The sequence below is a fragment of the Polyangium mundeleinium genome (assembly GCF_028369105.1).
In the GTDB taxonomy this organism is placed as follows: Bacteria; Myxococcota_A; Polyangia; order Polyangiales; family Polyangiaceae; genus Polyangium; species Polyangium mundeleinium.
The window spans coordinates 10,918,807-10,930,392 of sequence record NZ_JAQNDO010000001.1; the positions used below are offsets into that span (position 1 = coordinate 10,918,807).

General features: G+C 69.3%; 10 protein-coding genes. 4 read left to right on the forward strand and 6 right to left on the reverse strand.

From position 1 onward, the window contains the following. Positions 1-3: 3 nt before the first annotated feature. Positions 4-1,107, reverse strand: a complete 1,104-nt coding sequence (locus tag POL67_RS42995) for a hypothetical protein (RefSeq protein ID WP_271926993.1) — start codon at positions 1,105-1,107, stop codon at positions 4-6. Between the two features lie 145 nt (positions 1,108-1,252). Between POL67_RS42995 and POL67_RS43000 the strand changes: the two genes are divergently transcribed. Then, on the forward strand, positions 1,253-2,824 hold the full coding sequence (locus POL67_RS43000; RefSeq protein WP_271926994.1) for a DUF2007 domain-containing protein: 1,572 nt from the start codon (positions 1,253-1,255) through the stop codon (positions 2,822-2,824). A gap of 3 nt (positions 2,825-2,827) precedes the next feature. Here POL67_RS43000 and POL67_RS43005 read toward each other — a convergent pair whose 3' ends face one another. The 4 genes from POL67_RS43005 to POL67_RS43020 all read right to left on the reverse strand — a co-directional run bounded on the left by POL67_RS43005 (position 2,828) and on the right by POL67_RS43020 (position 6,905). Further along, entirely contained in the window at positions 2,828-3,634 is an 807-nt protein-coding gene (locus tag POL67_RS43005) for a fibro-slime domain-containing protein (protein WP_271926996.1), read from the reverse strand. Positions 3,635-3,676: 42 nt separating this feature from the next. Next, positions 3,677-5,680: an EGF domain-containing protein gene (locus tag POL67_RS43010; protein WP_271926998.1), complete on the reverse strand. Its 2,004-nt coding sequence runs from the start codon at positions 5,678-5,680 to the stop codon at positions 3,677-3,679. Between the two features lie 124 nt (positions 5,681-5,804). After that, positions 5,805-6,053 (reverse strand): DUF378 domain-containing protein, encoded by a 249-nt coding sequence (locus POL67_RS43015; protein WP_271926999.1) that lies wholly within the window; start codon positions 6,051-6,053, stop codon positions 5,805-5,807. 39 nt (positions 6,054-6,092) lie between these two features. Next, positions 6,093-6,905, reverse strand: a complete 813-nt coding sequence (locus POL67_RS43020) for an alpha/beta fold hydrolase (protein ID WP_271927001.1) — start codon at positions 6,903-6,905, stop codon at positions 6,093-6,095. A gap of 110 nt (positions 6,906-7,015) precedes the next feature. Here POL67_RS43020 and POL67_RS43025 point away from each other — a divergent pair, with 110 nt between their 5' ends. From POL67_RS43025 to POL67_RS43035, 3 genes are read left to right on the forward strand one after another with little or no spacing between them, the layout of a single operon-like run. After that, on the forward strand, positions 7,016-7,237 hold the full coding sequence (locus POL67_RS43025; RefSeq protein WP_271927003.1) for a DUF350 domain-containing protein: 222 nt from the start codon (positions 7,016-7,018) through the stop codon (positions 7,235-7,237). Between the two features lie 31 nt (positions 7,238-7,268). Then, positions 7,269-8,360, forward strand: coding sequence for a hypothetical protein (locus POL67_RS43030; RefSeq protein WP_271927005.1), 1,092 nt, complete (start codon positions 7,269-7,271; stop codon positions 8,358-8,360). Positions 8,361-8,392: 32 nt separating this feature from the next. After that, positions 8,393-11,125: a M1 family metallopeptidase gene (locus POL67_RS43035; protein ID WP_271927006.1), complete on the forward strand. Its 2,733-nt coding sequence runs from the start codon at positions 8,393-8,395 to the stop codon at positions 11,123-11,125. A gap of 3 nt (positions 11,126-11,128) precedes the next feature. On the opposite strand, the gene POL67_RS43040 is transcribed toward POL67_RS43035, so the two are convergent. Next, a complete protein-coding gene (locus POL67_RS43040) occupies positions 11,129-11,566 on the reverse strand; it encodes a DoxX family protein (protein WP_271927008.1) in 438 nt (145 codons plus the stop codon). Positions 11,567-11,586: the final 20 nt, after the last annotated feature.

The window sequence follows — 11,586 nt, forward strand, 5'->3', positions numbered from 1 at the left end:
CGGTCACTCCAGGGTGGAGTTCGTGACTTGTGGATCCCCGTTCGCGAGCACGAAGATGCCGGGATACCCTGGCGTCTCGAAGCCGAGGCTCGGGTTGTTCGAGAGCAACGAGTCCTCGATGACGAGCGTGCCCGTTCGATCGTTGCTGACGAAGAAGATGGCGCCGCCCCCTTCGTTCGCATGGTTCTCCGCGATCTTCGTCCCGCAGACGGTGAGCGTGAAGGTATTGCCGTCGTTGTAAATGGCGCCGCCGCTGCCGCCGCCCGGGGTTCCGTCCTTCGCCGGGTTCGCGCCGTTGCCAATCGCGCGCTGGTGGGACATCAGGCTATTCAGGACCGTGTACGAGACGCCGATGCTGCTCAGCGCGCCGCCGTTCGAGCAGACGTTACCGAGCTTCTCGCTCCCGCCGAACGTGCTGCTCACGACGTACACGGGCAGCCCCTCGTATTGGCTGAGCACGCGGATCGCGCCGCCCCCGACGTCCGGCCCGACATCGTCGCAGACGTTGTTGAAGAAGCGGCTGTTCACTACCTTGAAGCGGCCTCCGCGCACGAAGATCGCGCCGCCGCCGTCCGGATCCTCGCCTTTTGCATTGCCGTCGATGAACGTCAGGTTTTGCACCGTGAGCCGGGGGTGGTCCTGGTTCTGGCACATCGGCGTGGTCCAGTGTTGCGCCTCGTCGCAGGTGTTCATGTAGAGGATACGCCGCGCGCCCCCGCCGCTCAGCGTGACCTTCCCGCCGCCGTCGATCACAATCTCGGGGCCGGTGTCGTTGAAAATCTTCGCCGTGCGGTCGAGTGTGATGATCACCGGCTCCGGACCGCAATCGAACGTGATGATGCCGCCCTTCGCCACGGCGTCGACGAATGCGTCCGAGGTGCAGCTCTCCGTCGTGCCATTGCCGACGATCTGGGTCGGATTCGACGTATCCGCCGCCTGGGCCTCGGCCGGCACGGCGCAAGCACCGTCCTGGTTTCCCGCAGAGGGGCCCTCGTCCGGGTTCGTCTTGGGATCGACCGTCGCCGGCGCAGGGTCGCCCCCGCAGCCGGACACCACGCCCGTGGAAAGACAAACCAGGAGCGCCCCCTCGAGCATTCGTCGTCGCATCGCTTGCCCTCGCTCGACCCAGGCTACGCGCATGCGGCGCCGTTCACAAGGGCTTGACGTCGCGACCGCGGGCGCGGATCCTCGGGCCGAGGGCGTCATGAAGTTTTGCCCAAACGTCGCATGTTCGCATCGACAGCACACCGGCATGCCGGCCGAATACGACGTGGATCGACCGGACTGCGCCGATTGCGGCGCGGAGCTCGCGGACGGGCCGGCTTACTACGCCGCTCCCGCGACGGAGCCCGCGGCGCGCCCGCTTCCGCCCGGATTCGTGTCGCGCATCGTGGTGACGGTCGTCGCGCTCGCCATCGCGATCGCGGGTCCGAGGCTCGTCCCCCTGCCCGGCGTCGATACGAACGTCCTGCCGCCCGGCACATCGCTGGTCAACATGAGCGTGTTTGCGCTCGGCCTGCGGCCGATCCTCGCCGCGGCGCTGCTCGTCGAGTTCGTCGCCTGGCTCGTCCCGTCCCTGCGCCGGCTCCGGCACGCGGGGCCTGCGGGCCGCGAAAAACTCGGGCGCGCGATGATCTTCGTCGCCATGGGCCTCGCGCTCGCACAGGCCTACGGCATTTCGACATGGATGTACTTTGCGGAGATCGGCGTGTATCATAGCGCCGTCGTGATAGGCAGCCTGCTCGCGGGGATGAGCTTGCTCGTGCTGCTCGCGGCGTGGGTGACGAGGCGCGGTCTCGGCAGCGGATATGCCTTGCTCTTTTTGGTCCCGGAGCTCGTCGGTGAGGGCGAGCGCCTCTATGGGATCCTCTCGGGCACGAACACGCGCGAGCCGCCCACGGTCGCCGAAATCGCCCGCATCCTCGCCATTCCGGTGCTGCTCGTGGCCACGACGATCGCGTGCTCGCGCTGGCCTGCTTGGCGGGACGAACGCGTGCGCACGAGAGCCGCCGGCGCGGAGCCCTATCGCCGAGGCGCCGGCGCGGAGGGGGCGGATCCGCCTCCGCTCCGGCTGCCGGCCTCGGGCATCGCGCCGGCGCTCGTGGGCGCGACGGTGGGCGCGCTGCTGATGACGTTGTCGAATGTCGGCCTGATCCCCTCCGAAGACATTGCATGGTATTTCCGCCGTGAGGGCGGGCCGATCGCCGTCCACCTCGTCCTCACGGCGGCGCTCGTCCTCGTTTTCGGATGGCAATTCCAGACGCCGACCGCGCGCGAGGCCCTCTGGCGCCGCGTGCGCGAATTCTCGCCCGCGAGCCGCCCGCTCGACGAGGGGGACGCCGAGGTCCTCGCGGCGCTCCGCATGAGCATCCTGCCACTCTGCGTCTTCGTGATCTTGCCGCTGCTCGTCGACGTGGGCCCGGGGTCGAGCTCCTATTTCCTGCCGCTCGTGACCGTGCTCGCCCTCGACCTCGTCGCCGAGATCCGCACGCGCTTGCAAATCGAAGGCGAGCTCGTCTCGGTTTGGCCGGAGCAACGCGTCTTCGCCGCGGACATGGTCGCTGCCGTCCTTCGCAGCGAGGGGATCCCGGTCCTCCTGCGCGGCATCCTGTACCGGACGATGGCGCGTTTCCTCCACCCGTTCGTCCCCATCGAGGTGATGGTCCCCGAATCCCGCGCCACGGAGGCGACGCGCATCGTGCGTCAAATCCTGAGCGGCGAGGCCCCGCCTCCCGAGGTTCCCCCGGACGAACCCGAGAAGCCCACGGCGCCGAAAACGAAGAAACGCGCGACGAAGCCGGCCGAGGGCGAGGCGACGGTCTGACCGTCACTTCGGACAGATGTCGAACTCGGCGATCGTCGTCTCCAGATAAAAATTCGAGCCCGACGTGTGCCGCTCGGCAAAAAAGAGCGCGAAGGGGAACACCTCGCCTTTCGTGATCCCGAGGGTCTCGGCCGCGTCGTCGAGGAGGATCGTTCGGCTCTCGGTCGCGTGCACGCCCCCAAGGTCAATGGCGAGCCGGTCGTTGATGAAGACCCATAGGTCATCGTCGCCACGGAACGTGAGCGACTCGCCGCCGACGTACCGAAACGGAATCTGCATCTCCAGCGTGAAATGAAAATTGTGCGGATTCCCCTCGTTGCCGAGGAGCTGCCCGTCGATCGGAAAGAAGTCAGGCGCGTGGAAGCGATACACGTCCGGCGTGTCCGGGCTCGACGCGAGGTCGAGGACGAACGGCGTCGAGGCATTGACCCCGGGGACGTCGCGGTACCATTCGTCGAAGCTCGCCTTGCCGCTCGTCGTGGGGGTCGTGGGGCTGCCCGCGTAGACGGGTTTGCCGTCGCTGCCGAGGTTCGTCTGGACGATCCCGAGATCGAGGCCGATCGAGACCTCCTCGAAGTCAGGGTGCGCGGAGCTGAAATCGCGGATCGTGACGCCGAGGGGGAGCGTGGAGGACGGCTGGGGCGCCGTGCAGCCCTCCCATCGCCCGAAGACGCACGTCTCCACGCCCTTGCCGCAGATGGTCTCGCATTCCCGTGTTTGCCCCTCCACCTGGCAGACGGGGAGTTCGGTGCGCGCGCCGCAGCCTGAAACGAGGCCGAGGAGGAGGAGCCCTCGAACGATCGTCGCCATGACGATCATCGTCTCCTCGGCCTTAGGCAAAATCAATGCATTTTACTGGAGGAAGCCAGCCGCGCAGCCGTTCGCCACGAGCCGCGCCCAGTCGCCGGTGCCCTGCATCCCCGGGTGCCCCGTGCCGTTCGAGTAAACGACCTTGAAGTCGGGACGGTACGCATGCGCGATCTCGCCGTCGGCGTACGTGCCGTCGACGATCCCGGCGCCCTGCAGGATGAGGTAATCGCGGTAGGTGGAGGCATACGCCGAGACGCCGCTGTGCAGGAACGTCGTGCCATTGCCCGAATAACTCGACGAGGTGTAGAGGTTTTCCCCGGTCGGCGACACCACGGGCGAATACGCCGCGGTCATGATCTTGCCCGCGAGCGAGATGTTGCTCGTGTACGTCGAGAAAACGCCGAGGACGACATTGCCGCCCGCGTCCACGAAATCGCCGAGGTTGTTGCCGAACGTGGTCGCGTTGGCGTACCCCTCGTTGACCCAGGTGTGCACGCAGTCATAGGTGTTCAAGGTCGCGAGCGAGGGCGTGGACATGCGGGGATCGACATACGTCACCGTGCCGCCGGTGATCGCCGCAATGGCGGTGCGATACGAAGCGGCGTCGGCGATCGACGGGGCATACGCGATCCGGATGCGCGCGCAGGTGCTCGGGGTGCCCTTGCACCGGAAATACGGCTCGACCTTGCAGATCGCCGAGCAACCGTCGCCGCCCATGGCGTCCCCGTCGTCGCATTTCTCGCCGGGCAAGAGGAGCCCGTCGCCGCAGAGGGGCGTGCACACGCTCGGCATACCCGTGCAGGTGTAGCCGCCCTCGACCTGGCAGGTCGCCGAGCAACCGTCGCCCGATGTCGTGCCCGCGTCGTCGCACGGCTCGCCCGCGACCACGAGGCCGTCGCCGCAGACCGACGTGCACGTCTTGCCATTGCCGGTGAAACCCTGATTGCAAGCGCAGGAGAACGAGCCGGGCTGGTTCGTGCACGCCGCGTTCGGATCACAATCGTCCGTGTTGGCGGCACACTCGTTCACATCCGTGCACTGGACACCATTGCCCGTGTATCCCATGTTGCACGTGCAGGAGAACGAGCCGGGCTGGTTCGTACACGCCGCATTCGCGTGGCAGTTGTCTGTATTCAGCGCGCACTCGTCCACGTCCATGCACTGGATGCCGTCGCCGGTGTATCCCATGTTGCACGCGCAGGAGAACGTGCCGGGCAGGTTCGTGCACGCCGCATTCGCGTGGCAGTTGTCCGTATTCAGCGCGCACTCGTCCACGTCCATGCACAGGACGCCGTCGCCCGCGTAGCCCATGTTGCACGTGCAGGCGAACGAGCCGGGCGTGTTGGTGCAGGACGCGTTCGCGTCGCAGTTATCGGTATTCAGCGCGCACTCGTCCACTTCCATGCACGTGACGCCGTCGCCCGCATATCCCATGTTGCAGGCGCAGGCGAACGAACCCGGCGTGTTGGTGCAGCTCGCATTCGCGTCGCAGTTGTCCGTATTCAGCGCGCACTCGTCCACGTCCGTGCACACCGTCGGCTCCCCCGCGCACTCCCAGCCGGATTCGAACGTGCACGCCGCCGAGCAGCCGTCTGCATCGGCCTTATTGCCGTCGTCGCACGCCTCCATGCCGGCGATCAGCCCGTCGCCACAGCCCGTCGTGCACGTGCTCGGCTCCCCGGCGCAGCTCCATCCTTCTTCGATGGCGCACGCCGCCGAGCAGCCGTCCGCATCGGCCGTATTGCCGTCGTCACACCCCTCGCTGCCCTCGACCGAGCCGTCGCCACAGACGGCGCTACTGCCGCCCGTGCCGCCTTGACCGCCCACCCCACCCTGGCCGCCTTGGCCGCCCTGGCCTGCGTCACCGCCTTGGCCCGCGTCGCCGCCCTGGCCGCCTTGACCGCCCGCCCCGCCCTGGCCCGCGCTACCGCCCTGGCCCGCCCCCCCCGTCGTGGGGATCGATGGGTCATCGCTGCAGCCCGCGGCTGCCACCAATATCGCCCCGAGGAGCAAGATCCCGCTGATCGCCCGAATCCCACCACGCATGCTCCGACCTCCTCACGGGCTGCCTCGTGCAGCGCGCAAACGTCGGGCATCGGAACCTGGACAGCCCTCGCTTGTCCAGAAATTTTCGTGAAGGATCACGCGAGATTCGGGCTGCAGCGCTGCGTCAAGCTCTTGGCCGTTGCACGAGCCGCGTCGAGAGGAAAATCAAATACAGACCTGCCAGGCCCACGAGCACGTACACGATGCGCGTGAGCGCCGAGTCCACGCCGAAAAGGGCCGTCACGAGGTTCCACTGGAAGAGGCCCACGAGCGCCCAGTTGAGGGCGCCGACGATCACGAGGATCATCGCCACCCACGCCAACCCCGACATCCCATCCGTGCGTGTATCTACCATGCGAGGCCGTCGATGCATGGGACGGACCAGCGATCCGCCCAGCCGAGCCGAGCCACGTCAGGCAAGAAAATCGAGCAGCGCCCCGTAGGTCTCGAGCGGCGCCTCCAGCGGGACGAGGTGCCCCACGCCGGGCAGCGTGCGAAGCCGCGCGCCCGGAATCCGCCGCGCGAGGAGCTCGCCATTTTCGTGCGGAATCAGCGGATCGGCATCGCCATGCAGGACGAGCGTCGGCGCGCGGACATCGCCGAGGCGATCCCAAACGGAGAACCTGCTGATCGCCTGGATTTGCCGCAGGAGCCCGTCGACCTCGGGCGCGCCTTCGAGCGTGGAGGTGATGGCCATGTCGAGCAACTCAGGGTACTTCTGCACGAACGCGGGCCCCGTGATGGCGCGATAAAACGAGGCGAGACGCGCCTCGGCCGCCGCGTGATCCCCGCCGCGGGCGAGCGCCGTGAGCTCGGAGAGGATCGCACCTTCGGGCTTCCGCGCGAGGTCGCCGCCCGCCGAGGTCGCGAGGAGCACGAGGCGCGAGAGCCGCTCGGGGTAACGCACGGCGATCTCCTGCGCGATCATGCCGCCCATCGAAATGCCGACGAGCCGCGCCTCGGGGATCCCGAGGTGATCGAGGAGCCCCACGGCATCTGCGGCCATGTCCGCGATCTCGTAACTCCCGCCGGAGACACGCGAAGAACGGCCGACGTCGCGGTTGTCGAACTGGATCGCGCGGAAGCCACGTCCGGCGAGGGCCCGCGAAATCGGCGTCCAGTTGTCCCCCCGCGAGCCGAGGCCCATCACGAGCAGCACGGCCGGGCCGCTCTCGCCGAAGGTGTCGTAATGGATGTCGACGTCGCCGAGCCGCGCGATGCCCATGGTGGCCCGAGGACGTAGCCGCTTCCGCCCGTGACGTCGAGGCTTCCCAGCCGGGCCCATCTTCCCGTACCCTGCCGGCACGGCCCCTCCGGGCCCTCGGGAGAGCATCGATGCTCGACATTTCGCAGTTGCTCAAGGCCGCCATCGCCACGCTGATCTTCGTCGCGATCGGGCTCGTCGTCTTCGCCGTGGCGTTCATCATCATCACGAAGGTGACGCCGTTCTCGATCCGCAAGGAGATCGAGGAGGACCAGAACACCGCGCTGGCGATCGTGATCGGCTCGGTGATCCTGGGCCTGTCCTGGATCATCGCCGCGGCGATCCACGGCTAGCAGGAGGAACGGGAGAGGTCCCGAGCGCCTCGTGAACGGGCCCTGGATCTGGGGCGCGCGCGTCGACGTGGCCGTCTTCGGAGGGTCCGCGGCGCTCGCGCTCGTGCTCGCCGCGCTCGCGCCCGCGCTGAGCGACGAGGGCGCACTGCCGCTCTGGGGGTGGATCACGTTCGTGCTCGCGGTCGACGTCGCGCACGTCCACACGACGTTCTTCCGGACGTACTTCGATCGCGAGGAGCTCCGGAAGCGCCGCGCGCTCTACATCGCCACGCCGCTCACGTGCTGGGCCGCGGGCGCGTGCCTCCACGCCACGTCCGAGCGGCTCTTCTGGCGCGTGCTCGCATACGTGGCGGTGCTGCACTTCGTGCGGCAACAAGCGGGCTGGGTGGCGATCTACCGGGCGCGCGCGGGCGAACGTTCGCAGCTCGGACGCGTGCTCGACGACGCCACGATCTACGCGTCGACCTGCTTCCCGCTGCTCTACTGGCACGCGCACCTGCCCCGCGCGTTCCGGTGGTTCGTCGAGAACGACTTCGTGACCCTGCCGTGGCTCGCGGCGCTCGTCGTGCCCGCGGGGATCGTATGGGCCGCGCTGCTCGTCGCGTACGCCGCGCGCGCCGCGTTCGTGGCGTGGCGCGGCGGGCCGCGGAACCCGGGCAAACACCTCGTCGTGGCGACGACGGCGCTCACGTGGTTCTCCGGGATCGTCGCGACGAATTCGGACTTCCAGTTCACCGTGACGAACGTGCTCGTACACGGGATCCCGTACATGGCGCTGCTCTGGGCCTACATGCGGGAGAGGGCGCGGGAAGCGCCCGCGGGGCTCGTCGCGCGGATCGCTACGGGCGGCGTGCTCGCGTTCGCCGCGGCGGCGCTCGCGCTCGCGTTCGTCGAGGAGGCGCTCTGGGATCGGCTGGTCTGGCACGACAGACCCTCGCTCTTCGGCGGGATGCGCGAGGCGCCGCTGCTCGGCCCCTCGGCGCGGGCGCTCGTGGTGCCGCTGCTCGCGCTGCCGCAGGCCACGCATTACGTGCTCGACGCGGTGCTCTGGCGCCGCAAGGACACGGGCCCGGCGCAGGCGCGAGCGCTCGGGTTCCGGGGCGCGCCGGAGCCTGCCGCTTGACCGGGCCACGCCGCGCGGCGAACGTTCGATCGATGCTTGCTTGGTCGCGCGGAGCGAGGCTCGTTCTGCCCTTCGTCGTGGTCGCCCTCGCGGGCTGCATCCCGAACGTGCCCGTGCTCCGCGTCGATCCGACCCGCGAGCCCACCGCGGAGGCGCCCAAGGCCCCGGCGCCGCTCGCGAACGGCCGCCTGCCGGACACGGCGCGACCGCTCCGGTACGCGCTCTCGTTGTGGGTGAATCCGAAGGAGCCGCGCTTCACGGGCGAGGTGACGATCGACGTGGAGATCCCGCGACCGACGTCGCACGTGGTGCTGCACGCGGCGGAGATCGATCTGCGGCGGGCGCAGGGGCTCGTCCGAGGCGAGCGGCACCCGGCGCGGATCTCGACGCGGCCGAGCACGGGGCACAAGGCGCCGGACGAGCTCGTACTTTCGTTCGATCGGCCGCTGCCCGCGGGACGCGCGTCGATCGAGATCACCTACGTCGCGCCCTTCGGCGAGGGCACGGCGGGCCTGTTCCGCGTCGAGGACGCGGGCGCGTCGTACGCCTTCACGCAGCTCGAACCCGTCGACGCGCGGCGGGTCTTCCCGTGCTTCGACGAGCCCGGCTTCAAGGTGCCGTTCGACGTGAAGGTGACGGTGCCGAAGGGCCAGCTCGCGCTGTCGAACGCGCCGGAGACCGGCCGAACGGCCTCGCCGGACGCCGCGCACGAGACGTTCACGTTCGCCACGACGGAGCCGCTCCCGACGTACCTCGTCGCGCTCGCGGTAGGGCCGTTCGAGATCCGCGAGGCGAAGACGACCGTTGGGGGTCCAAAGGATCCGATCAAGCTGCGGATCGTCACGACGCGCGGCAAGTCGAAGCTCGGCGAGCTCGTGCTCGACACGGCGGCGCGTGAGCTCGCCGTGCTCGCGGGCTTCTTCGGTCGGGAGTATCCGTACAAGAAGCTCGATCTCGTGGCCGTGCCGGACCTCATGGCCGCGGCGATGGAGCACCCGGGGCTCGTGACGTTCCGCGAGGATCTGGCGCTGCTCGATCCGGACGTGGCCTCGGCGCAAGGGAAGCAGGAGATGGCGTCGATCGTGGCGCACGAGCTTGCGCACCAGTGGTTCGGCAACCTCGTGGGGCCGCCGTGGTGGGACGATCTCTGGCTCAACGAGGGCCTCGCGACGTGGATGACGGCGAAGGTCGTGGACACGATCACGAAGGACACAGGCGCCGCCGCGTTCGGCGTTCGCGACAAACACCTCGCGATGAAGCTCGACGAGCTGCCCTCGTCGCGGGCCGTGCGCGCGCCCGTGGTGAGCACAGAGGACGCCGAGGAGATCTTCGACGCGATCACCTACGAGAAGGGCGCGAGCCTCGTCCGGATGCTCGAAGGCTGGCTCGGAGAAGACGTGATGCGGAAGGGCCTCGCGGCGCACACGTCCGCGCACGCGCACGGCACGGCCTCGACGGACGTCCTGCTCGCGGCGCTCGCCGATGCGTCGGGCAAGGACGTCGCGGCCGTGGCGCGCCCGTTCCTCGAACGCACGGGCGTGCCCTTCGTGCGTGCCGAGCTCGCCTGCGATGCAGACAAACCGCCCCGCGTCTCGCTCGCGCTCACGTCGCCGGCCTCGCGGGCGGGCGCAGGTGGCGAGCAGGCGCAGGCGTTCGTCGTGCCCGCGTGCGTCGCGTACGAGGGCGGGACGGCGCCCGTGTGCGGGCTGCTCTCCGATCGCCTGGTGCTGGAGCTCCCGCGGCGTGGCTGCCCGGCGTGGATTCATCCGAACGCGGACGAACGCGGCTACTACCGGTTCACGCTGCCGCGCGCCTCGTGGGACGCGCTCGTGAAGGTCGCGAAGAAGCTCTCGCCGACGGAACGCGTGGGCCTCGTGGCGAACGCACTCGCGCTCGTGCGCAGCGGGGAGCTCGGTGCGGATGCGCTGCTCGAGCTTCTCTCGTCGCTCCGTGGCGAGCGGAACCCCGCGGTGCTCGCCGAGATGACGGAGAGCCTGCGCTGGATCCGCGTGGTGCTGCCGGACTCGGGGGCTCGCGAGGCGCTCGGGCGTTTCGTCGGCGCGCTGTTCCTGCCACTCGGCAAGGAGCTCGGGTGGGCGACGCGCAAGCAGGACGACGACGCGACGCGCCTCGCGCGTGTGGCCGTGCTCGAAGCGCTCGGCGTGCTCGCGGAGGACCCGTGGACGCTGCGGCAAGCGGCCTCGCGCGCGACGGCGTACCTCGACGATCCACGCGCGATCGACGCGGACACGACGGCCGTCGCGTTGCTCGTGGCCGCACGGACCGGGGGCGACGAGCGGCTGCAAGCGCTGCGGGACGCGGTGCGCCTGGCGGCGACGCCGGAGGAGCGGGTCATCGCGGCGCGGGCGATCGGGAGGATCGGCGATCCAGCGGAGCTCGGTCGGGGCCTCGACATCGCGCGGGCCGGAGAGCTCCGGGCGCACGAGTTTGCCCGTGCGTTCCATGAATCGGCGCGCGCGCCGGAGACGTTGTCCACGTCGCTCGGGTGGATCCGCGCGCGCGGCCCCGATCTCGCCCCGCGGTTCGGCGGAGGGCTCTTGCTCGAACTCTCGAGCGCCGTGGGCGAGGCGTGTGATCCGGTGACGCGAGACGACGCGCTGAAGGTCTTCAAGGCGATCTTCGAGACGGCTTCCGTGAACCCGCGGAAGCTCCAGGCGCTCGAAGAGCAGGCGAATCAGTGTATTGCCGTGCGGGAGCGCGAGACGCCGCGGCTGCGCAAGAAGCTCGGGCTCGGGCCCCGGTGAGCGCTACACGCGCCCCGGACGCGAACGAACGCCGACCCAGTACGCCCAGGCGATGAAAACGAGCTGAAACGGGAGCCGCGCCCATAACGCCCATGCGGGCACGGGGTCGTCGCCGACCTGGATCTCGTGGATCGCCATGTTGATGTTCGCGGGGAACACCGCGACGTAAAGCGCGATGAGTCCGATGCCCGCCGCGCGCCGGAGCCGCGGGACGAGCAGGCCCACGCCGCCCGCGATCTCGGCGACTCCGCTCACGTACACGAGCGCGAGCGGCGCGGGCAGGGCCGCGGGGACGATTTGCACGAACGGCGCGGGGGACACGAAATGCAGGATGCCCACGCCCGTCATGGCCAGGGCGAGCACGACGCGGAGAACGACCTTCACGCGGCTCTCCGGCGGCGCGGGCGCGGCGGGTTCGGCGGGGCGATCGGCGGGAGCCATTCGCCCTCTTTTCGAGCGAT